This window comes from Streptomyces sp. NPDC051020 (assembly GCF_040683105.1).
GTDB lineage: Bacteria > Actinomycetota > Actinomycetes > Streptomycetales > Streptomycetaceae > Streptomyces.
Map to the genome: position 1 here is coordinate 13,872 of NZ_JBFBCG010000020.1, position 19,953 is coordinate 33,824.

Genomic DNA, 19,953 nt, shown 5'->3' on the forward strand with positions numbered 1-19,953 from the left:
CTAGGCAGGAGCGCGTCCATCCGCCCCTTGGGAGGGCCCGACGGCGTCAGCGTGCAGGCCGCGCGAGTACCCGGCACACCATGGGCGGGTAACGGAAGAAGCTGGGACTGATCCCTCCGCTGGGGAAGAAGAGCCCGTGAGTGCCCAACCGCCGTCGTCAGGCCTGTGACCGCCACGGCTCGCAGCACCCCCGGCGTCAGGCGGCGCACCGCGGCCGGGGGCCGGGGTGCGCCGCGGGTGGATGGGGCGGGCCCCGCTCCCGGGTCAGGGAGCGGGGGTCAGGGGGTCAGGACAGGTGGGTGCAGGGGGTCAGCGACGACCGTCGTGGTCGCGGTCCTTGTGGCCCCGACCATCGTGGTCGCGGTCCTTGTGGCCCCAACCGTCGTGGTCGCGGTCCTTGTGGCCCCAACCGTCGTGGTCGCGGTCCTTGTGGCCCCAACCGTCGTGGTCGCGGTCCTTGTGGCCCCGACCGTCGTGGTCGCGGTCCTTGTGGCCCCAACGGTCGTGGTCGCGGTCCTTGTGGCCCCAACGGTCGTGGTCGCGGTCCTTGTGGCCCCAACCGTCGTGGTCGCGGTCCTCGTAACGGCGGTGACGGCGGTTGTCTTCGTCACGTCCGTGGCCCCACCACCCGTCGTAGCGACGGCCCCAGGACTTCGAGTCGACCCTGTCGCCGTCCTCGTCGCGCAGGGTCGCCGTGTCGCGGTTGTCCCAGACGTAGTGGCGGAGGTTCTGGTAAACGTCGCGACGGTTGTCGCGGCCGTAGCCGGTGTGTACCCGCACCGAGGAGCGGCCGGCCAGACGCATGTCGAACCGGTAGGTACGGCGGCTCTCATCGCTGAGGGTCCAGCCGCTGAGGTCGACCGTGCGGTAGCTGGTGTTGGTGACGGTGACCCACTCATCGTTGAGGCTGCGGTTGGTGCCGTTGTCGGGCCCGGAGGTGTCGTGCTGGATCTCGCCCAGGACGACGCCGGAATACGAGTTCGACCGGCCATAACCGCGGTCGTTGTCGGCGGCGGCCGGGAGAGCGGCGGCGCCCACCAGCGCGCCGGCTGCAATAACGGTAGCAGCGAACCGCCGTGCGGAACGGGACATGAAAACCCCTCAGGTGCAGGCCCGGACCGTGTGGCCCGAGCGTTGATCGTTCCCGGCGTAATGCCGAGATCGCACACTTTGGCCCGATCGCCCGATTTACGACAGACACCCCGATACGTGTTACGAAATGCAGACATTTCCGTCACACACGCATGCACTTGGCACGCATTCGACCACCCGGGTACCTGTCAATCACTGACCGCTGCATCCACCCGTTCGGGACCGGCACATCCGGCACGGTGCACGTCACGTCAACCCGCGCACATCACGGCTCACCCCTGCGTGACCGGCTCGGAATTCTGTAACAGCCGTCGCTCACCGGGCCTCGAACAGACTTTCCGCTAGCCCGGGAAAGGAGAAAGGAGGTTCTACCTCTCCGCCGCCGCCGACGGCCGCCCGATCATTGCGCGGCGGACACAACGGTGGTTCAGTGGGAGCTGAAGTTATGAATCGAGGTTCAGAGCATCGTGGCCTACCGCCCCACCGCCCGTACCGAGGCGACCCGGCTCGCGCATCGCCGGCGACTGCTGGACGCCGCGCGGCAGCTGCTGGCCGAGGGCGGATACGCCGCGGCCAGCATCTCCGCGCTCGCCGAGCGGGCCGGAGTCGCCACTGGCAGCGTCTACAACCACTTCACCTCCAAGCAGGAGCTGCTCGCCGCAGTCTTCCGCCATGTCGCAGGTCATGAGCTCACCGCGGTGCAGCAGGCCGTGGGCGCCACAAGAGGGGCGGCGGAGCAGTTGCGCACCCTGGTCGAGGTCTTCGCGTTCCGGGCGCTGCGGACACCCCGCACGGCCTGGGCTCTGCTTGCCGAGCCGGTCGATCCGCTGGTCGAGGCGGAGCGGCTGACCTATCGCCGCGGCTACCACGCCCTCGCCGAGACGGTCATCGCCGCGGGGATCGAGGCCGGCGAACTGCCCGCGCAGAACGCCCGGCTCTCGGCCGCCGCCGTCATCGGGGCGATCAGCGAGGCACTGCTCGGTCCGCTCTCCCCGGTGGGCGAACGCACCGACCCGGAGCCGGTCGTGGCGGACATCGCCACCCTGTGCCTGAGAGCGGTGGGAGCGGGCTGCAACTGACCGTTCCCACCGCACCGCCGTACCGGCAGAGCAACCTCCCGGCCGAATCTCCTCACCGCCGACGTCAGAGAGGACCGCCGACATGGCCGTCACCGCACACTCCACCGACCTCCGGTCAGGGGCTCCCGCACCGCACCCCACCCACGAGGTCATCAATCAGGCGCCGCCCCGGACCGGCCTGGACGAGTACGGCACCAATCCGCCGCTCGTCGAGGCGGTACGGGCATTCGGCGCGGCCTGGCACGAGCCGGAGCTCCATGAGATCGGCAGCCTGGTCGGCTCGGAACCGTTCCAGCAGAATGCGGAGCTCGCACACACGTCACCACCCGCGCTCCGCACCCACGACCGGTACGGCAACCGCGTCGACGAAGTCGAGTTCCATCCCGCGTACCACGAGGTCATCGGCGCGGCCGTGGGCTACGGCACGCACACCGCGGCCTGGGCCGATCCGAAGCCGGGTGCCGCGGTCGCGCGGGCGGCGTCGTTCATGCTGTTCGCCCAGATCGAGCCGGGCCACGCCTGCCCGATGTCGATGTCGCACGCCGTGGTCCCCGTACTGCAGCGCGACGGCGAGGTGGGCCGTGACTGGCTCCCGGGCCTGCTGAGCCGCTCGTACGACCCGCGGCTGATCGCCCCGGGCAGCAAGTCGGGGCTGACGTTCGGCATGGGCATGACGGAGAAGCAGGGGGGTTCCGACGTTCGCGCCAACACCACCCGCGCGGTTCCGATGGCCTCCGACCCCGACGGCCGGGCCCACCTGCTGACCGGCCACAAGTGGTTCTTCTCGGCCCCGCAGTCGGACGCCTTCCTCGTTCTGGCCCAGGCCCCGGCCGGGCTGACCTGCTTCCTCGTACCGCGTGTGCTGGCCGACGGCACCCGTAACACCGTCCGTATCCAACGGCTGAAGAACAAGCTCGGCAACAAGTCGAACGCGTCCTCCGAGGTGGAATTCGACGCAACTTGGGCGGTGCGGGTCGGCGAGCCCGGTCGCGGCGTTCCCACCATCATCGACATGGTCAACCACACCCGTCTGGACTGTGTCCTCGGCACCACCGCGGGCATGCGCCAGTCGGTGTCCGAAGCGATCTGGCATGCGCGGCACCGCAGCGCCTTCGGTGCCAGGCTGGTCGACCAGCCCGTCATGACAGCGGTCCTCGCCGATCTGGCCCTGGAGACGGAGGCCGCGACCTGGACCTCGCTACGCCTCGCCCGGGCGTACGAGACCGGCAGCAGCGAGTCCGAGACGATGTTCCGTCGACTGGCCACCGCGGTGTCCAAGTACTGGATCTGCAAGCGTGGTCCGCACCACGCGTACGAGGCCCTGGAGTGCCTGGGCGGCAATGGCTACACCGAGGACTGGCCGCTCGCCCGGCGCTACCGCGAGCAGCCGGTGATGGCCGTGTGGGAGGGCTCCGGCAATGTGATCGCGCTCGATGTGCTGCGTGGTATCGCCAGGACCCCGCAGTCCCTGGATGCCTTCTGGGCCGAGCTGGAGACCACAGCCGGGGCCAGTGCTGTGCTGGACGCGCATGTGCGGCGGGTACGTCAAGAACTGGTCGCGGATCTGCGCGATCCGCTCGCCGCGGAACTCCGTGCGCGGGCGACGGTCGAGGGCATGGCGCTCGCCCTGCAGTCCTCGCTGATGGTGCGGCACGCTCCGGCGCCCCAGGCCGAGGCGTTCGTCGCCGCACGCCTGGGCGCGGACCGCGGTCACCAGTACGGCATCCTGCCGCGCGGCACCGACACCACGGCGATCGTGGAGCGGCACTTCGGCGCGCACCAGGTCGAGACGGACTCCAGCCGCCACAGCGCCGCGCACACCCCGGCCCCGAGTGCGACCAGGACACCGAGCAGCCGGTCGTCGAAAAGCAGCAGGGAGCCGACCGTGGCCACGAGGTAAAGAGCAGGCCCGCAGCGCCGAGCAGGCCGTCGACCGGCGGCAGCCTCACGCGCTTGGTGGCGCCTCCAGCCAAGAGCCCTCTGCCGGGCAGAGTCTCTGACAGGCGGCGGCTCCTACGCCGGCTCCGGCGGCCTGTGAGGTCACAACGGGCACCGGCCGTGGCCGGCCCGCCGGCGGCAGATCCCGCGCAGGAGAACCACGGCCAGCGCGGCAAGAGCGGCCGCGCCGAGGACCGCCGCCGCGCGTGCGGCCACCGGCGCACCCGCCGTGCGCAGCCGATCGATCGGTTCCGCCTCGTACGCGCCCCTGCCGCCGGTCCCGAACGGTGCCGCGGGTTCGCGTTCGCGGGCAGTCACTGCCGACTCCGACAGCTGCGCGGAAAGGCAACCGGCGAACTGTCCGATGAGCCTGTCGCTGACGTCGCTCATCACCCCGTGGCCGAACTGGGCCGGCCGTCCGGTGACCGTCAGGTCGGTGTCGACCGTGACGGTCGTACAGTCGTCGCGCTCGGCGAGCGTCCCGGTGACGGCCGCCGCGGCCCTGCCCTGGCCCCGCACCTCCTTGCCCTTGGCGGCCAGCACGATCAGGTGCTCCGGTTCGTCCTTCTCCAGGAAGGTCGCCGTGCCGCGGTACGTCACGGTGATCGGACCCACCTGCACCTTGGCGGAGCCCTTGATGGTCTCGCCGTCGAAGTCCTCCACGGTGGCGCCGGGCATGCAGCGCGAGACCCGCTCGACGTCGAGCAGCGCCCGCCACGCCTCGTCGACCGGTACCGGAACGGTGAAAGAGTGGTGCAACTGCATGGTCTTCTCCTCACACGGACTTCGGTCGCGGCCGGTGGATCGCCCCGGCCGTGTCCGCCAGCGGGGCGCCGGTACCGCCCCAGCGCAGCGCGACGATCTCCGCGGCGATCGAGACGGCCACCTCCTCGGGGGTGCGGGCGCCGAGGTCGAGGCCGATGGGCGAGCGCAGTCTCGCGAGCTCCGCCTCGCCGAGTCCGGTCTCACGCAGCCGGGCCAGGCGTTCCTCGTGGGTGCGGCGGCTTCCCATCACGCCGATGTACGCGGCCGGGGAGCGCAGGGCCACCTCCAGCAACGGGACGTCGAATTTCGGATCGTGGGTGAGTACGCACATCACGGTCCGCTCGTCGGTGCCGGTGCCGCGCAGGTATCGGTGCGGCCAGTCGACGACCACCTCCGCCGCGGCCGGGAAGCGGCGGGGATCGGCGAAGGCCGGGCGGGCGTCGCACACCGTGACCCGATAGCCGAGGAACACGCCGATGCGGGCCACGGCGGCAGCGAAGTCGATCGCACCGAAGACGAGCATGCGCGGCGGCGGCACGAACGACTGCAAGAACACCGTGACGTCGTCCTCACGGCGTTCGCCGCGCGGTCCGTAGTGGCGCAGGCCCGTTGCCCCTTGGGCCAGTTCGCCCCGGGCGTCGGCGGTGACGGCGACGTCGAGGCCGCTGGTGCCCAGGGATCCGGACACCGTGTCCGGCCATACAGCGAGCGCGGCGCCGCGCCGGGCGGGGCCGTCGGTCACGGTGGCGACCACCACCGGACGGTGTGCGGCGACCGATGCAGCGACCTCACCGAACACGGGATCGGTGACGGCCGACACGGGCCGTACGAGGAGGGTGATCTCGCCTCCGCAGGTGAGCCCAACGGCGAAGGCGTCCTCGTCGCTGTAGCCGAAGGTGTGGAGCTGTGCCTTTCCGGTCTCCACGACCTCCTTGGCCAGGTCAAACACGGCGCCTTCGACGCAGCCGCCGGATACGCTGCCCACGACTTCGTCGCCGGGGCCCACCGCCATCGCTGCCCCGGGGCCGCGGGGCGCGCTGCGGGTGACCGCGACGACTGTGGCAAGTCCGAACGGTTCACCGGAGGCGTACCAGCGGCTCAGCGCCGGGAGGATCTCACGCATGGCACTCACCGCCTGCCGGTGTGGCTCCGCCGACGACGGCCGCCAACTGCTCCAGGACCTGCAGGTTGTATCTCTCGACGAACGCGTCCACGCGGGGCAGCGCCGCAGCCATGCCTGCGGCCCGTGGTTCGTCACCCGGTCCGGCCGGGCGCAGGTCGGACCGCACCACCCGGTGTGCGGGCCGGTGCAGCCGCCGCATCCGATCCGCGCGCATCGCGAGGCCACCGCGCTGCCGGCCGTCGGAGAGCACGACGGCCACGATTCCACGTGCGGTGGCGCGCCGGCCATCCGTGTCGAGGAAGGCACCCGGCGGCCCGCCGAGCCTGATGCCGCCGCTCCGCTCGGGGACGGCGGCCGGCGCCGTGTCCGGATCGCGGTGCTTCATCTCGCGGGTCAGCCGGGTGCCGATCGTGAGCACTTCGATGAGATACGGGTCATATGTCCTCCGGGGGACAGGATGGACAGGAACAGCCCTGGAAGGATGGGAAACCCCTCCCGTTGTCTCCTCCCCCGCCCTGCAGCCGCGCGCACCACGGCCACACCGGCCACTCGGCGGCGCGACGGGGCAGAACTCGCCAGGGAGGGGACTAGGACGTGTTTCGAAAGTCCCGCCTGCCAGGCGACGCCTGGCCCGCACGGCCCGCCCTACGGGCGGACGACGCCACTTTCGAAACACGCCCTAGCTCGACACGTCGGTCCAGGCGTACGGCTTGCCGAGGGGACCCTTCGGGGGTCCGGCACCCACTGACTCCATTTCGCGGTCCGCCTCTCTCATCAGCTGGCCGGCGACATCCTTCATCGCGCGGCTCGCCGCGAGTTCGTCACCGATGATGGGGATATCCACGTCCGTCGGGTTGCAGCGCGCCACCCCGTGGCCGGTGAGCTTCTCCGAACCGGTGTCCAGCACGGCTTCGGCCTTGGTCGTGCCTCCCTCCTCGGACAGATCGAGGCGGAGATTCCATTCCAGCGTGCGTGTCATTACGCACCTCCTCGCCCGCGTCCGGCCACGGTGAGCCGCCACAACGCGGTTCTCCCTTCAGCATCTCTCCACCCGAGTCCGTTCGCGCGCTCCCGGCCCGGCCCCTTCGGGTCGGCACGACGTGATCCCCTGACGGCGGCTCGCACTGCGGGGTGTTCAACGTCGAAATATGATGTAGGCGGCCGGAAGAGGGCCTCACGGTTCCGTACCGCCACGTCGGGCCCTGTGTGTTGCGGCTCGCGAACGAATGCACTGCGGAGCGGCCCATGAACCGGCGTCGTCCTCCCACTTCGGTGAGTGCGGAGGAGCTGCTCACCACGTTGCAGCAGCTCACCGCCCGGGCGCGGCAGGAGGTGCAACTGCACCAGGCGCGCGTGGAGCTGGCCGAGGCGCTGCAACGCGAGATGCTGCCGGCCACCCTGCCCACCCGCTCCGGTCTGCAGACGGCGGCCCGTTACGCGCCGGCCCGCAGTGGCCTGGACATCGGTGGCGACTGGTACGACGGCTTTCCGCTGCCGGACGGCACGCTCGCCTTCACCATCGGGGACGTGCAGGGCCATGATGTCGAAGCCGCGGCGTTCATGGGGCAGATCCGGATCGGGATGCGGGCGATCGCCGCCACGGCCTCGGATCCGGGCGAGATACTGAGCCGCACCAATGAACTGTTGCTGTCCGTCGACAGCATGCTCTTCGCGACCTGCACGTGCGTCCGTCTCGACCCGCGCGCGTGGGTACTCGACACCGCGCGCGCCGGACATGTGTTCGGGGTGTGGGCCACGGTCGACGGACGCTCCGGCATCTCCGACGACGCGGGGGGTCTGCCGCTGGGCATTCAGGCCGGTCCGCAGTATCCGGTCACGCGGCACCGGCTGACAACCCCGGGGGCGTTCGTGCTGCTCACCGACGGGGTGGTCGAGGGGCCGTCGTTCCCGATCGAGGAGGGCCTGGACACGATGGTGCGGCTGGTGGCCTCACTCTCCGCGGCGGGGGCCGACGAGCTGGCCGACGCGGTGCTGCAGGCGGCGGAACGCACCGGGCACGAGGACGATGCCGCCGTCCTCGTCCTGCGCCACGACGCGTCCCGGGCCGCACAGCGTAACGACCGGTGACGCCGGGCAGCACACCGTGAGCATCCCCGAGCCGAGCGTGTCACACAGCCGCCGCCCCGGGCCCGCGGTGTCTCATGAGAGCTGTGATCCGCAGTGAGGGAACCAGAGGTCCGGCGGTGACCGCCCTCAGCATCCTGGCGGTCGCCGCCGCCTATTACGGGGTGGGACAGATCGGTCTGCTCAAGCAGGTGTCCATTCACGGAGCCAGAGTCACCCCCCTCTGGCCGGCGACGGGCATCGCGCTGAGCTCTCTGCTCTATCTCGGCCTGCGTATCTGGCCCGGCATCGCTCTTGGGTCCTTCTTCGTCGTCGCCACCGTCACCAGCCCGGTCGACCTCGCCACCCCCGGCATCGTCGCAGGCAACACCATCGCGCCGGTCTGCGCGTACCTCATGCTCCGCAGGGCCGGGTTCCGGAAGGAACTGGACCGGCTGCGCGACGGGGTGATCCTGGTCTTCCTCGGTGCGATGGCCGGGATGCTGATCGGCGCCACTGCGGGCACGGCCATGCTGGCACTCACCGGCAGGCTGCCGCTCGGCGAATTCTGGCCGGTCTGGGCGGCCTGGTGGGCGGGGGATGCCATGGGCGTGCTCATCGTCACTCCCCTGCTCCTCGTGATGCGCAGGGCGCGGCGGCCGCGGAGGACCGACCGGTGGGCGGAGGCGGCCGCGCTGGCAGTCGTCTGCGTCGTGATCGGCGTGGTGGCGACCAGAAGCACACTGTCGATGCTTTACACGATCTTCCCGGTGCTCATCTGGGCAGCGCTACGCTTCCAGCTGGCGGGCAGCGCGCCGTGTGCCCTGGTGCTGTCCGTGCTGGCGATCGTCGCGGGCACTGAGAAAGTGGGACCGTTCAGCGGTCACACGATCCTTGAGATCGTGCTCAATCTGGCGATCCTCAACGGCTCCATGGCCCTCACCGCACTGTTGCTGGCGTCGATCGTCAGCGAGGACATGAATATCCGGCGCAGGATCGAGCAGGCCTGCGAGGAGCTCGCCGAGGTGGTGGAGCATCTCGCACCGGGAAGATCGGCGAGCGCGTGGCCGCCCCGGTACCGGGACGAGCGCGACGGCCGCTGACGTTCACGCCGTGCGTCACCGCGGGAAGTGGCGGTCCAGGAAGTCGTTGCGGAAGGTGCCGGACGGATCGTACCGGGCCATCAGCTTCTCGAAGTCGGCGTACTTCCCGTACAGCGCGCGCAGCGTCTCGGGCGCGGTCGTGAACACCTTGCCCCAGTGCGGCCGGGCGCCGAACGGTGCGAGCGCCTCCTCGATCGCACCGAGCACCGGTGTGACGGCGGCTGTGTCCGGGACCCAGGTGAAGTGGAAGGCCACCGCGTCGATGCCGTTCGCGGGGCTGAGCCACAGGTCGTCGCGGGCCACGGTGCGGATCTCGCCGATCTGGAGCAGCGGGGCGATCCGGTCCCGGATCCGGTCGAGTGCCACGTACGCCGCCGCGGCCTCGCGCCGTGCCACGAAGTACTCCGACTGAAGCTCATCCCCGTTGCTGGGGGTGAACTCCAGCCGGAAGTGAGGCAGTCGCCGCTGCCAGGCGCCGGGGACGCCCTGCTGCCGGGTGCAGTTCTGAGCGGGCATGCCGCGGATCGGGTGGCGCGGGCCGTCCGCGAGCCGGGCACCGAGCCATTCGGTGGGTGCCTGCCGCGCTCCTTCGGCGTCCACCCGCTGCTTGAGCCAGACCTGGTTCACCGGGCCACCGCGCCAGTCGGTGAAGAGGCTGACGCTGTACGCGGCGGACATCGCCTCGTCGAATCCGTCCGGGTCGCCGAGCCGGGACTGCGGCAGATCCTCGTAGACCCACTGCTGTACGTCGAAGGCGGGCACCAGGTCCAGGGTCAGCCGGGTCACCACTCCCAGGGCGCCCAGGGCCACGACAGCCCCGGAGAAGTCCGCGTCGCCGCGCTTCAGCTCCGCGGTCCGACCGTCCGCCGTGACCATCTCCAGCGCCCGGACCGCCCCGGCGATCGAACGGTTGGCGATGCCCGAGCCGTGCGTGCCGGTCGCGCAGGCGCCCGCCACGGAGATGTGCGGCAGCGAGCCCAGGTTGTGCAGGGCGTAGCCGTTCTCATGGAGGACATCGGCGAACTCCCCGAAACGGAGCCCCGCGCCGACGGTGACCGATCCGGCCGCCCGGTCGATGTCGACGACGCGGTCCAGTCCGGCCAGCGACACAAGGTCTCCGGCCGTGTCCGCGACGGTGCTGAAGGAGTGCCTGGTGCCCAGTGCCCGTACCGTGGTGCCGGCCGTGGTGCCGGAGGCCACGATCTCCTGGATCTCGGGCACCGAGCGGGGGGCATGGAGGCGCCGCGTCCCGAAGGCGATGTTTCCGGCCCAGTTCTTCTCCGCGGGAGTCACCGCACGCCTTCTTTCTCTCGTCGCCGACGCTCGCCGCCTCGGGTGCATTCTCCCAGACATGGGCGGCATCACGAGGACGTGACATGTCCGCACATAGCCCCGGGGCGGAACCCGCCAAATGCCAACAGCCGACCGCAGACCTCCTGTATACAGCGCGGAACGGGACGAGATCCGACCATCGTTCATGTCTGAACTTCACTAGAACTCCAGCGAAATGGCACGTGTGTGGATATCGTGCAGCGAGCGAGGGCGCATCCGTCAGTCCACGGGATCGGCGGATGCGTCCCGTTTGTGGAGATGCAACTGTGACTGGGGGGTTCATGGGGCATGTCGAGCTACCCGAATCCGACATACCGGGATCCGTGGGACTGGCGGGGGCGCCACGACCAAGGACCACTTCAAATCGGCCTCGCAGCAGGGAACTTGAGAAGCTGTGGAGTGCCCCGACCGTACAGCGCGAGCGTTCTGACCAGACGCCCGCACCGAAGAGAAGACCGGGCCGGTACCTGCCGCTCGTCGTCGGGGCCGATCTTCTCGGGCTGGGGATACCGGCCTGGCTCATCCTTCGCTCGGGCGGACTCCCGCAGGCCCAACCGGCGGCGATCGTCGCCGCGTTGGTGTGGTGCGGAGCCCGGCTGGCGCGTGGCCGGTACACAGCCAAGCGGCCGGGGAACCTCCGGGGCGCACTGACCGCGCCCGGGGACTGGCTGCTGCTCATCGGTGCACTGGCCGTCCTCGGCACGGTGTTCGGCGAGCCGATACGGCCGGTCACCTCGGTCGAGGCGCTCCTGCCCGGCCTGCTGGTGACCACGGCCGTTTCGCTCGTGCGCCAACTCCCCTGGCCACGGCGGCGGCAGCGCGCCGAGCACCGCGTGCTGGTGGTCGGTGAGGCTACGGGGGTGGACCGGGCGGTGCGGCTGCTCGGTTCCCGAACGGATCACGCATACCACGTGGTTGCGGCCATACCCGTCGGAGAGGCATCACTGGGCTGCGAGACTCCGGTCCCGGGGCGCCTCGCACCGGCTCCCGCCGACGACGACGTGTCGACGGTGCTGGGCGGAGCCTTCGCCCACGAGGCGGACCTGGCGCTGGTGATACCCGGGCCACAGCTTTCCGGGGAGCGGCTGCGGCAACTGTCCTGGGGCCTGCACGACGGGGGGCTGCAGCTGTCCGTGCTGTCGGACCTCTCGGAGATCGCGGCAGGCCGGGTCCGGCCCGCCTCGGCTGCCGGACTGACGCTGCTGCACATTGTGCCGCCGCTCCGCCGGGGGCCGCAGATGGCCCTGAAGGCTGCGGTGGACCGCACGGGTGCAGCGCTCGGACTGGTGCTGCTGGCACCGTTGTTGCTCCTGATCGGGGCAGCCGTACGGCTCACCTCCGAGGGCCCGGTGTTCCACCGCCAGATCCGGCAGGGCCGGCACAACCGGCCGTTCACCATGTGGAAGTTCCGCACCATGGTCGAGGACGCCGAAACGCACAAGGCGGAGCTCGTCGCAGCGAACGAGAACGACGGTGCGATGTTCAAGATCCGCCGCGATCCCCGGGTGACGCGGATCGGCCGGCTGCTGCGCCGGAGCTCGCTCGACGAGCTGCCGCAGCTGCTCAATGTCGTCCGTGGCGAGATGTCCCTGGTGGGTCCTCGGCCACCTCTTCCGGAGGAGGTGTCCCGCTACGACGAGCGCGAGCTCCGGCGGCTCGCGGTCCGGCCCGGGCTGACCGGGCTGTGGCAAGTCAGCGGGCGTTCCGATCTCTCCTGGCAGGAGACGGTTTCGCTCGATCTGTGGTACGTCGACAACTGGTCGGTGGCCACGGATCTGGAGCTCATGGTCCGTACGCTGCGCGCCGTCACCGACGGCCGCGGGGCGTACTGAGAGCGGTGGGGACCGGATGCGGAAGATGAACCTCGGCCGGGCGGGCCGCCGCCGCTCTGCGGCGGCCCGCCCGGCCCGGCCCGGAGCGCGGTCAGTCCTGTGCGCCCTGGTGGTCCAGCCACCAGGCGTAGGTCCGGGCGATGCCGTCGCGCAGCGGAATCTGCGGCTTGAAACCGAGGGTGGAGAGGCGGGAGACGTCGAGAAGCTTGCGCGGGGTGCCGTCGGGCTTCGTCGTGTCCCACGAGACGCACCCTTGGTAGTCCGTCACATCGCGGACCATGGAAGCGAGTTCACGGATCGTCAGATCTTCACCGCAGCCGACGTTGACGGGTTCGTCACCGTCGTAACGCTCCAGGAGCAGGAGGCACGCGGCGGCCAGGTCGTCGACGTGCAGGAACTCACGCCGGGGGCTGCCGGAGCCCCAGAGGGTGACCTCCGGTGCGCCGTCCCGTTCCGCCTCGTGGAAGCGGCGGATCAGGGCGGGCAGGACGTGCGAGGACTCCAGGTCGAAGTTGTCGCCGGGTCCGTAGAGATTGGTGGGCATGGCGCTGATGTACGAGGCGCCGTACTGCCGCCGGTACGACTGGGTCTGCACGATCCCGGCGATCTTGGCAAGCGCGTAAGCCTCGTTGGTCGGCTCCAGCGGGCCGGTGAGCAGGGCGTCCTCGCGGATCGGCTGGGGAGCTCGCTTGGGGTAGATGCAGGACGAGCCGAGGAAGAGCAACCGCTCGACTCCGGCGGCATGCGCACCGGCGATCACGCTCAGCTGGATGCGCAGGTTGTCCTCGAGAAACTGCACCGGATACGTGCTGTTGGCCATGATCCCGCCGACCTTGGCGGCGGCCAGCACCACGGCGTCCGGGCGGATGTCACGCAGAAAGGCCTCGGTCGGTGCGGCCTCGCGCAGATCGAGCCGGTCACGGCCGCAGGTGATCACCTCGTGGCCTCCGGCGGTGAGGCGGCGCACCACCGCCGAGCCGACGAGACCTCGGTGTCCCGCGACGAATATGCGGGAGCCGGGACGTAGCAGGGGGCGGACGGATTCCTGGGGAGGGCCGGGGAGATCAGTCGTCATGGTTCGGATTGTGCCAGTAACTGTGTGTCGCGGTGACGTTTTGCCGCAGATCACTCACATCGAGATATTTCGGTGCACCAACAGCAACACAGACGACCACAGAAGGGGGAGTCGTGGCGAAGACCGCGCTCATCACCGGCGTGACCGGGCAGGACGGCTCGTACCTGGCCGAGCTGCTGCTCGACAAGGGGTACACGGTCCACGGCCTCATACGCCGCTCGTCGAGCTTCAACACCGAGCGGATCGACCACATCTACCAGGGCCCGGAGGAGGAGAACCGGTCCTTCGTCCTGCATCACGCGGATCTCGCCGACGGAGTCGCGCTGGTGAACCTGCTGCGCGACATCCAGCCCGACGAGGTCTACAACCTGGGTGCGCAGTCGCATGTCCGGGTCTCGTTCGACGCGCCGCTGTACACCGGAGACGTCACCGGGCTCGGCACCATCCGGCTGCTGGAGGCGGTCCGCGCCAGCGGCATCGACACCCGGATCTACCAAGCGTCGTCGTCCGAGATGTTCGGCGCCACTCCACCGCCGCAGAACGAGACGACCCCGTTCCATCCGCGCAGCCCGTACAGCGTCGCCAAGGTCTACTCGTACTGGTCGACCGTCAACTACCGTGAGGCGTACGGAATGTTCGCGGTCAACGGGATCCTCTTCAACCACGAGTCCCCGCGCCGCGGCGAGACGTTCGTGACCCGCAAGATCACCCGCGGCGTGGCACGGATCAAGGCGGGGCTCCAGCAACACCTCCACCTCGGCAATCTCGATGCCGTGCGGGACTGGGGTTACGCCCCCGAGTACGTCGACGCGATGTGGCGGATGCTGCAGTGCGACTCCCCCGACGACTATGTGGTGGCCACCGGTGAGGGGGTCAGCGTCCGGCAGTTCCTGGAGTTCGCCTTCGAGCACGCCGGACTGGACTGGCGGGACCATGTCCGGTACGACGCGAAGTACGAGCGTCCCAGCGAGGTCGACGCCCTGATCGGTGACGCCACCAAGGCCGAGGAACTGCTCGGCTGGAAGCCGGTGGTGAAGGCGCAGGAGCTGGCCAGGATCATGGTCGAGGCGGACATCCGGCAGCTCTCCGACCAGCTCTCCGGGGCAGCCGTGCGGGTCGACCGATGAGAGCGCCAGGACGTCTCAGACGCAGTGGTGTGTTCGCCACCGTTCTCGCGCTCGCCGCTGGGCGTACTCACCGCCTCGGCGGCCAGCGCTCCCCCGGCCGCGGCGCTGACTCCCCCGGTCGGCTTCGCGGCCGACAACCTGGCCATCTATCAGACCAACGGGATCGTCTGGGCGCTCGCCGAGGCGAACGGGGTGGTGTACGCGGGCGGCACGTTCGCCAACGTACGGCCGGCCGGTGCCCCGGCGGGCGGCAGCACGACGCCCGCCGTCAATAACAACCCCAAAAGTGAGCTTATCCGTTCACGTGATGCGCAAGTGGTCTTCACAGTAAGGTCATTGCACCATCAGCACGGATACCGATATCCCGCAGGACCGGATGCCATGTCCGGACACCTGCGACCGGAACACGGACATCATGTTCACCGTGGGGGGAGAGAACGGATGGTGCACAGGGTCGGCTACGCGCCGGGGGTCTACGACCTGTTCCACGTAGGGCACCTGAACATCCTGCGGCATGCCCGCAGCCAGTGCGACTACCTCGTGGCTGGGGTTGTCTCGGACGAGATGGCCGCGCTCGCCAAGGGCCACAGGCCGGTGATCCCGCTACCGGAGCGGCTGGAGATCATCCGCAGTGTGCGCTATGTGGACGCGGCATTCGTCGAGACCGTTCCCGACAAGGTCGAGACGTGGCAGCAGGTCAGGTTCGACGTCATTTTCAAGGGGGACGACTGGCGGGGCACGGAAAAGGGGGAACGGCTCGAGCGCGACTTCGCCGAGGTCGGTGTGGAAGTGGTCTACTTCCCGTACACCGTGCACACGTCCAGCACCCAGCTGCGCCGGGCGCTGGACACCCTCGTCAGCCCTCAGCCCGGAGCGCTTTCAGCTCCCTGAACCACTTGACGAGGAACGCCACGAGGAACAGCGCGTGCACGACGGCGAGTGCGGCATAGCCGATACGGAACGCGGTCTCGTCGCCGTACAGCAGGAACACCAGGCAGAACACCCCGTAGTCGGCGGGGAGCAGTGCCACGGCCCGCACCCGGGACACCGGAGCCGGGGCCGTGGCACGGCCGGCCGGCACGGGGCGGGCGGCCGCCTTGCCGAGCTGCTCGCGCAGCAGCCCGGCGCAGAAGGTGAGCACCGCGACGAACAGGAAACCCAGCGGCAGCAACAGCCAGCCCTCGCCGGGCAGCTGCGCAAACCGGTGGAACGAGATCAGTACGGCGGTGTGTACGAGGATCAGCTTGGCGCAGTCCACGACATGGTCCAGCCACTCTCCATCCGGGCCGCCGCGTCCGGTCAGCCGGGCGAGCTGCCCGTCGGCCGAGTCGAAGGCGAAGCCGACGGCCAGCCCCGCGTACACGGCGAAGGCGAGCCCCCAGGAGGGCCGGACCAGCGCCACCAAAGCAACTGCGGTGAAAGTGAAGAACGCACTGACCAAGGTGACTTGATTGGGTGTGAGCCCGATCCGGTAGGCGCCCGCCGCAAGCACACGCCCGGCCGGGCGGTTGACATACCGCGAGTAGAGCGACACACCTTTTGCGGTCTTCTGCGCGCCGCGCAATTCGCGCAGCACCGTGCCCGTGGATCCCATCCGCCCCCCAACGTCCAGCCGTTCCCGCAGCGCCGGCGGAACACCGAAAGCGCTGCGGTCGGAGCCGCATCATGGCACGGAGAACCTCTGTCAGGTGAGCACTCCCCCGGCCCCGGCCCAGCAGACTGTCGGCTCAGGCGGGCGCGGACCTGCATTCCGGGTGGCCCCATCCGTGCGGATTCTTCGCGATCATGTCCTTCGCCGCGTACGGCTTTCCGCAGTGGCAACGCCCGGCGAACTTGGCCCGGATGGTACCTCCGGTGCGCGCGGGGCGCGCCGCGCCCGCCGTCTTCCTCTTCGCCGCCGCGCCGCCGCTTCGGCTCTCGGACGCCCTCGCGGGTGCAGGCGTCGGCGGCGGGGAGCCGTGCGCCGTACCGGCCGCCTGCTGCGTCACGGCGGCCTCGCTGGCCGCTTGGTCGGCAAGGGCGTTGAGCGGATCCCCGTCCACCTGATGGGCCGGCACATAGACGAAGCGGACGGTCCGGCTGCTCAGCAGATCGTCGATGCGGACCACCAGCTCCTGGTTGGCCACGGGCTTGCCGGCCGAGGTCCTCCAGCCGTTGCGCTTCCACCCCGGCAGCCACTTCGTCACCGCGTTCATCGCGTACTGCGAATCCATCCTGACCTCGGTCTCCACGGCCGGATCCGTGGCCTCCAGCAGCGACTGGAGTGCGGTGAGCTCGGCGACGTTGTTGGTCGCGGTGCCCAGCGGCCCCGCCTCCCAACGCTGCGGAGTCCCCTGCGCATCGGCCACGACCCATGCCCAGGCCGCAGGCCCTGGATTCCCCTTCGATGCCCCGTCACACGCGGCGATGATGCGCTCGTTCATACCCCTGATCATGCCAGCGCCGATCCGGTCCACGGCTCCACGGGCGGCCGATAACACAGCGTAACGGTTCGGAATGCGGTGACAGCCGGACGCTGGTTCTCTGAATGAGCCCGCTCTTCCCTACCGTCCTAGGAGTGACGATGAGCGTTGCAGGCGAAACCAGTGGCCGCGCCCAGGAGATGCGCGACAAGGCCCGGCATCTGACCGAGGCCGCGGAGCGCGCGACCGACCCGGAGCAGCGTCAGCGGCTCCAGGAGAAGGCGCGGAAGCTGCAGGAGCAGAGCGAGCAGCTCGGCAACCTGGGCTCCGGCGACACGCGCCGGCCCAAGTAAGCAGCCGCACCACGTGAACGGTCGGTGGTCTGCCGCTCTTCCGTGAGTGAGTGGCAGACCACCGGCCTCGCTTCCGTTCGGCCACGACTCAGACCCCGACACGTACCGTGGCTGCGCTTGGCTTCACGTACCTCCGGGCAGCACGGGGTGGAGCGTACCGCCAGAACCAGCAGGGCGACGGGGATGATCCAGTTGAGCCGGTCCGTCCCGGACGTCATGGGGGCCGCGATCCGCACACCTCTTCCTGGGCGCCCCGACCAGGGAGAACGCCCGCACCCGGCGGTCCGGTGCGGGCGTCCATCGACCCGCTCGACGGCAGCTCCATCCTTCACCGTCGCCTCGGGAACCGACGAAGTCGACCTGCTGCCCTGCCAGTACGACGCGATCCGCTGGTAGGACACCAGAGGGCGGCACCGGAACTCGGTGCCGTGAAGGTACGCCACCGGCCTTACGAACGGGAACAGTTGACTGTTCGTCATCCCTGCCGACAATCTGGGACCGGGTCCGGTCGCCCGGGTCCGCGAATCTGTACACGCGCCGCTGGGCCTGCACATGCGGGCGAGGTGCTGTACGCGAAGCGCAACCGCTCCACTCCCGACAGCGCCGCCGGTCACCCGAGTGCTCCGCGCGTTCGAGCAGGCCCTGAGCGCTCATCTCGCCGTGGAGGACGCCGGCGCTCGCGCGGGCCACCCGTAAGGTTCCGGCAGAGCGGTTCGCGACAGTCCGCCGGCTCGCTGCCGCATGGCGGACAGCAGCCCGTCCCCTGTTCTGAACCGGGCAGCGAGGTCCACGGGGCAGTAGAGGCCGCGCGGTCTCCTCACGGCTCGGTGTGCTCGGTGACCGCGCGGACCTGCGGTGTTCCGAACACCTGGTGTCCGCCGCTGGCCAGCATGCGTACCTCACCGAGCTCGCTGACCTCCGCGCGGACGATTCCCGTCTCGTCCTCGTAGATGGGGTAGCCGCCGGCCCCCTCTTTCGCGGTGCGCCGAACGATCACGGTGTCGTCCTCGACGGCGGACGCCTGAAATACCAGCTCATAACATTCCGGGTAATCCATGGGTGGCTCCGGACCAGAATCGGCGGCTGCGAGTGTCCTGCCTGCGTCTTCCATTGTCGCCCACAGCAGCGCGACGTGCCTCAGGGCGGTTCCGTCGCGGTCGAGGAGTCGGCCTGCCGCGCATCTGGAGCGCCTCGCCGCCGTTGAGGGGTGCCTGGGAAGGGGCAGCTGCACCGGCGGCCGGCACCGCGGCCGACGGCTGCGCGTGGGTCCACACCGCACCCGTCACCATGACGGTCGGCCGGGCGCACGGTCCAGGACGCCTGGGCAGCCGTCCCGTAGGTGTCCGGTTCTACCGACGCTCGAGCGAGCCCCGGACGAATGCGGCCTGGCCGACATGCTGCAGGTCGTCCGCGATGACGCTGATCAGCCGGACGCCGAGGGTGACCGGTGGCGACCAGGCCTCATCGACGACGCGGTCCAGGGACCTGGCGTCCAGTCCACGGATGAAGTCGACGCTCCGCTCGTGGACCGCGTCGTGGTAGCCGAGCAGCAGTTCGGGCGAGCCCACCTGCACCAACGCCACCTGTTCACTGCTGTGCCCGTACCCGGTGGCTCCCTTCTCGAAAGGCAGGTCGAATCGGGCGGCCCAGTCCTGGGAGAACCAGACCTGCTCCACATCGAACGCGTCCGAGACATGGTCGTCCTGAATCCGGGTGAGGTGCCACACCAGCCATGCGATCGAGTTGGCGCCCTCGTCGAGCCGCACGTGCAGGTCGTCGACGGCAAGACCCTCGACCGCCGAGTGCACCGATTCCTGGACTCGTGTGAACGCATCCGCCAAAAGGTCCGCGCTTTTCATGCGACCACCATCGCCGCTCCCGCACCCGGGCCCTGTCATCGACACGCGTCGATGAGCACCGCCGGTCCGGCGCCGGTCGTGCCGTCAGTGCCGTCCGCACCGGCGCCGCCGACGCCGGGTCGTGCACGCGCCTCCCCAGCGTGAAGCCGCGCCCAGGAAGCCGATTCCCATCCCCAGCATCCAGGAGTCCTTGGCCAGCGGGATGCCGTTCTGCGTAGGTCGCAGACTGCCGGGCTCCCGCATTCCGGGGATCCGGAGGTACAGGCCGACCAGCCCGCCGGAGAACCCGGTCAGGGCAAGCCCGGCCAGTGGGGTCGGAACGAAGGGAGCCAGCAGTGTTCCGCCGACCGCGATCTCCGACCAGGCGAGCAGCCGGGTGAAGCGCTGTGCGTCCAACTTCTTCAGGAATGGATAGGCCAAGCAGGCCGTGCCGTGCACGCCCACGGCCGTCTCCTCGTCCGCTTTCAGTTTGCTCAACCCTGAGTTCAGGATGAACGCGCCAGTGGCAAGGCGCGGGGCCACATCGCGTGTTTCAACTTTCATGATCATGGAAGTCTCCGTCGATCAGCTACTCGGCCCCTCGTCGACCTTAGCCAGAAGGCGGCAAAGGCGCCTCGAGGAGAGGTCCCCCCGGTGCTGGATCACGCGTGCCGCCTCTGCCCGGGCGCCCACCAGTGTCGCTTCGGCCGCGTGCCGCGCGTTCCGCCGTTCGCAGGAAAGCGGATCCCCCGGGGGGAACGACGTGTCCGCCGTGGCGAGTCGTTCGAGTGCGGGGGCTCCGCCGACCAGTGGGTGCGTCATTCAGGTCG

21 protein-coding genes and 2 pseudogenes are annotated in these 19,953 nt (G+C 69.8%); 10 read left to right on the forward strand and 13 right to left on the reverse strand.

Annotated features, from left to right (window positions below):
- Positions 1–309: 309 nt before the first annotated feature.
- Positions 310–1,092, reverse strand: a complete 783-nt coding sequence (locus tag AB0N06_RS13400) for a lamin tail domain-containing protein (protein WP_366134810.1) — start codon at positions 1,090–1,092, stop codon at positions 310–312.
- A 467-nt stretch (positions 1,093–1,559) separates the two neighbouring features.
- On the opposite strand from AB0N06_RS13400, the gene AB0N06_RS13405 reads away from it, so the two are divergent.
- Both AB0N06_RS13405 and AB0N06_RS13410 read left to right on the forward strand, forming a co-directional pair.
- Positions 1,560–2,171 carry a TetR/AcrR family transcriptional regulator gene (locus AB0N06_RS13405; RefSeq protein WP_366134811.1) on the forward strand — a complete coding sequence of 204 codons (612 nt, stop codon included), beginning with the start codon at positions 1,560–1,562 and terminating at the stop codon, positions 2,169–2,171.
- Positions 2,172–2,253: 82 nt separating this feature from the next.
- Positions 2,254–3,936, forward strand: a pseudogene (locus AB0N06_RS13410) (acyl-CoA dehydrogenase family protein); the annotation flags it as partial.
- Here AB0N06_RS13410 and AB0N06_RS13415 read toward each other — a convergent pair.
- The 5 genes from AB0N06_RS13415 to AB0N06_RS13435 all read right to left on the reverse strand — a co-directional run bounded on the left by AB0N06_RS13415 (position 3,882) and on the right by AB0N06_RS13435 (position 6,976).
- Positions 3,882–4,064, reverse strand: a complete 183-nt coding sequence (locus AB0N06_RS13415) for a DUF6629 family protein (RefSeq protein WP_366134890.1) — start codon at positions 4,062–4,064, stop codon at positions 3,882–3,884. The pseudogene AB0N06_RS13410 and the gene AB0N06_RS13415 overlap by 55 nt on opposite strands.
- Before the next feature lie 147 nt (positions 4,065–4,211).
- Positions 4,212–4,874: an SRPBCC family protein gene (locus AB0N06_RS13420; protein ID WP_366134812.1), complete on the reverse strand. Its 663-nt coding sequence runs from the start codon at positions 4,872–4,874 to the stop codon at positions 4,212–4,214.
- Positions 4,875–4,884: 10 nt separating this feature from the next.
- Positions 4,885–5,997 carry an XdhC/CoxI family protein gene (locus AB0N06_RS13425; RefSeq protein WP_366134813.1) on the reverse strand — a complete coding sequence of 371 codons (1,113 nt, stop codon included), beginning with the start codon at positions 5,995–5,997 and terminating at the stop codon, positions 4,885–4,887.
- A complete protein-coding gene (locus tag AB0N06_RS13430) occupies positions 5,990–6,415 on the reverse strand; it encodes a VWA domain-containing protein (protein WP_366134814.1) in 426 nt (141 codons plus the stop codon). Before AB0N06_RS13430 ends, AB0N06_RS13425 begins: the two co-directional genes overlap by 8 nt.
- A 261-nt stretch (positions 6,416–6,676) precedes the next feature.
- Positions 6,677–6,976 carry a DUF1876 domain-containing protein gene (locus tag AB0N06_RS13435; RefSeq protein WP_366134816.1) on the reverse strand — a complete coding sequence of 100 codons (300 nt, stop codon included), beginning with the start codon at positions 6,974–6,976 and terminating at the stop codon, positions 6,677–6,679.
- A 266-nt stretch (positions 6,977–7,242) separates the two neighbouring features.
- Here AB0N06_RS13435 and AB0N06_RS13440 point away from each other — a divergent pair, with 266 nt between their 5' ends.
- Together AB0N06_RS13440 and AB0N06_RS13445 are read left to right on the forward strand one after the other, a co-directional pair.
- A complete protein-coding gene (locus tag AB0N06_RS13440; protein ID WP_366134817.1) occupies positions 7,243–8,085 on the forward strand; it encodes a PP2C family protein-serine/threonine phosphatase in 843 nt (280 codons plus the stop codon).
- An 83-nt stretch (positions 8,086–8,168) separates the two neighbouring features.
- Positions 8,169–9,164, forward strand: coding sequence for an MASE1 domain-containing protein (locus AB0N06_RS13445; protein WP_366134891.1), 996 nt, complete (start codon positions 8,169–8,171; stop codon positions 9,162–9,164).
- A 15-nt stretch (positions 9,165–9,179) separates the two neighbouring features.
- On the opposite strand, the gene AB0N06_RS13450 is transcribed toward AB0N06_RS13445, so the two are convergent.
- Positions 9,180–10,457, reverse strand: a complete 1,278-nt coding sequence (locus AB0N06_RS13450; RefSeq protein ID WP_366134818.1) for an FAD-binding protein — start codon at positions 10,455–10,457, stop codon at positions 9,180–9,182.
- Between the two features lie 362 nt (positions 10,458–10,819).
- Between AB0N06_RS13450 and AB0N06_RS13455 the strand changes: the two genes are divergently transcribed.
- Positions 10,820–12,328, forward strand: coding sequence for a sugar transferase (locus AB0N06_RS13455; protein ID WP_366134819.1), 1,509 nt, complete (start codon positions 10,820–10,822; stop codon positions 12,326–12,328).
- A gap of 91 nt (positions 12,329–12,419) precedes the next feature.
- Here the strand turns inward: AB0N06_RS13455 and AB0N06_RS13460 are convergent, their stop codons facing one another.
- The gene (locus AB0N06_RS13460) at positions 12,420–13,403 is read right to left on the reverse strand and encodes a GDP-L-fucose synthase (RefSeq protein ID WP_366134820.1); all 984 of its coding nucleotides are present in this window, start codon (positions 13,401–13,403) and stop codon (positions 12,420–12,422) included.
- A gap of 113 nt (positions 13,404–13,516) precedes the next feature.
- Between AB0N06_RS13460 and gmd the strand changes: the two genes are divergently transcribed.
- The 3 genes and pseudogenes from gmd to AB0N06_RS13475 all read left to right on the forward strand — a co-directional run bounded on the left by gmd (position 13,517) and on the right by AB0N06_RS13475 (position 15,421).
- On the forward strand, positions 13,517–14,530 hold the full coding sequence (gene gmd / locus AB0N06_RS13465; protein ID WP_366134821.1) for a GDP-mannose 4,6-dehydratase: 1,014 nt from the start codon (positions 13,517–13,519) through the stop codon (positions 14,528–14,530).
- Positions 14,527–14,803 (forward strand): annotated as a pseudogene (locus AB0N06_RS13470) (hypothetical protein); the annotation flags it as partial. The gene gmd and the pseudogene AB0N06_RS13470, both read left to right, overlap by 4 nt.
- A 168-nt stretch (positions 14,804–14,971) precedes the next feature.
- The gene (locus AB0N06_RS13475) at positions 14,972–15,421 is read left to right on the forward strand and encodes an adenylyltransferase/cytidyltransferase family protein (protein WP_366134892.1); all 450 of its coding nucleotides are present in this window, start codon (positions 14,972–14,974) and stop codon (positions 15,419–15,421) included.
- Here AB0N06_RS13475 and AB0N06_RS13480 read toward each other — a convergent pair.
- Both AB0N06_RS13480 and AB0N06_RS13485 read right to left on the reverse strand, forming a co-directional pair.
- Positions 15,387–16,124: a CDP-alcohol phosphatidyltransferase family protein gene (locus tag AB0N06_RS13480; RefSeq protein ID WP_366134822.1), complete on the reverse strand. Its 738-nt coding sequence runs from the start codon at positions 16,122–16,124 to the stop codon at positions 15,387–15,389. The two genes, AB0N06_RS13475 and AB0N06_RS13480, sit on opposite strands and share 35 nt — an antisense overlap.
- Positions 16,125–16,257: 133 nt before the next feature.
- Positions 16,258–16,953 (reverse strand): ribonuclease H, encoded by a 696-nt coding sequence (locus AB0N06_RS13485; RefSeq protein ID WP_366134823.1) that lies wholly within the window; start codon positions 16,951–16,953, stop codon positions 16,258–16,260.
- A gap of 140 nt (positions 16,954–17,093) precedes the next feature.
- Here AB0N06_RS13485 and AB0N06_RS13490 point away from each other — a divergent pair, with 140 nt between their 5' ends.
- Complete coding sequence (locus AB0N06_RS13490) at positions 17,094–17,285, forward strand: DUF6381 family protein (RefSeq protein ID WP_358862302.1); 192 nt, start codon at positions 17,094–17,096, stop codon at positions 17,283–17,285.
- 117 nt (positions 17,286–17,402) lie between these two features.
- Positions 17,403–17,681, forward strand: coding sequence for a hypothetical protein (locus AB0N06_RS13495; RefSeq protein ID WP_366134824.1), 279 nt, complete (start codon positions 17,403–17,405; stop codon positions 17,679–17,681).
- Positions 17,682–18,102: 421 nt separating this feature from the next.
- Here the strand turns inward: AB0N06_RS13495 and AB0N06_RS13500 are convergent, their stop codons facing one another.
- The 3 genes from AB0N06_RS13500 to AB0N06_RS13510 form a co-directional block, all read right to left on the reverse strand.
- A complete protein-coding gene (locus AB0N06_RS13500) occupies positions 18,103–18,342 on the reverse strand; it encodes a DUF6296 family protein (protein WP_366134825.1) in 240 nt (79 codons plus the stop codon).
- Between the two features lie 292 nt (positions 18,343–18,634).
- Entirely contained in the window at positions 18,635–19,144 is a 510-nt protein-coding gene (locus tag AB0N06_RS13505) for a DUF664 domain-containing protein (RefSeq protein WP_366134826.1), read from the reverse strand.
- Positions 19,145–19,228: 84 nt separating this feature from the next.
- Positions 19,229–19,693 carry a hypothetical protein gene (locus tag AB0N06_RS13510; RefSeq protein ID WP_366134827.1) on the reverse strand — a complete coding sequence of 155 codons (465 nt, stop codon included), beginning with the start codon at positions 19,691–19,693 and terminating at the stop codon, positions 19,229–19,231.
- Positions 19,694–19,953: the final 260 nt, after the last annotated feature.

Excerpts from the sequence above, each read along its gene's own strand:
- AB0N06_RS13435 (WP_366134816.1), bottom strand. The coding sequence starts at position 6,976 with ATGACACGCACGCTGGAATGGAATCTCCGCCTCGATCTGTCCGAGGAG.
- AB0N06_RS13420 (WP_366134812.1), bottom strand. The coding sequence starts at position 4,874 with ATGCAGTTGCACCACTCTTTCACCGTTCCGGTACCGGTCGACGAGGCG.
- AB0N06_RS13505 (WP_366134826.1), bottom strand. The coding sequence starts at position 19,144 with ATGAAAAGCGCGGACCTTTTGGCGGATGCGTTCACACGAGTCCAGGAA.
- AB0N06_RS13490 (WP_358862302.1), top strand. The coding sequence starts at position 17,094 with ATGAGCGTTGCAGGCGAAACCAGTGGCCGCGCCCAGGAGATGCGCGAC.
- AB0N06_RS13440 (WP_366134817.1), top strand. The coding sequence starts at position 7,243 with ATGAACCGGCGTCGTCCTCCCACTTCGGTGAGTGCGGAGGAGCTGCTC.
- AB0N06_RS13485 (WP_366134823.1), bottom strand. The coding sequence starts at position 16,953 with ATGAACGAGCGCATCATCGCCGCGTGTGACGGGGCATCGAAGGGGAAT.
- AB0N06_RS13400 (WP_366134810.1), bottom strand. The coding sequence starts at position 1,092 with ATGTCCCGTTCCGCACGGCGGTTCGCTGCTACCGTTATTGCAGCCGGC.
- AB0N06_RS13460 (WP_366134820.1), bottom strand. The coding sequence starts at position 13,403 with ATGACGACTGATCTCCCCGGCCCTCCCCAGGAATCCGTCCGCCCCCTG.
- AB0N06_RS13500 (WP_366134825.1), bottom strand. The coding sequence starts at position 18,342 with ATGGATTACCCGGAATGTTATGAGCTGGTATTTCAGGCGTCCGCCGTC.
- AB0N06_RS13480 (WP_366134822.1), bottom strand. The coding sequence starts at position 16,124 with ATGGGATCCACGGGCACGGTGCTGCGCGAATTGCGCGGCGCGCAGAAG.
- AB0N06_RS13475 (WP_366134892.1), top strand. The coding sequence starts at position 14,972 with ATGGTGCACAGGGTCGGCTACGCGCCGGGGGTCTACGACCTGTTCCAC.
- AB0N06_RS13425 (WP_366134813.1), bottom strand. The coding sequence starts at position 5,997 with ATGCGTGAGATCCTCCCGGCGCTGAGCCGCTGGTACGCCTCCGGTGAA.
- AB0N06_RS13510 (WP_366134827.1), bottom strand. The coding sequence starts at position 19,693 with ATGATCATGAAAGTTGAAACACGCGATGTGGCCCCGCGCCTTGCCACT.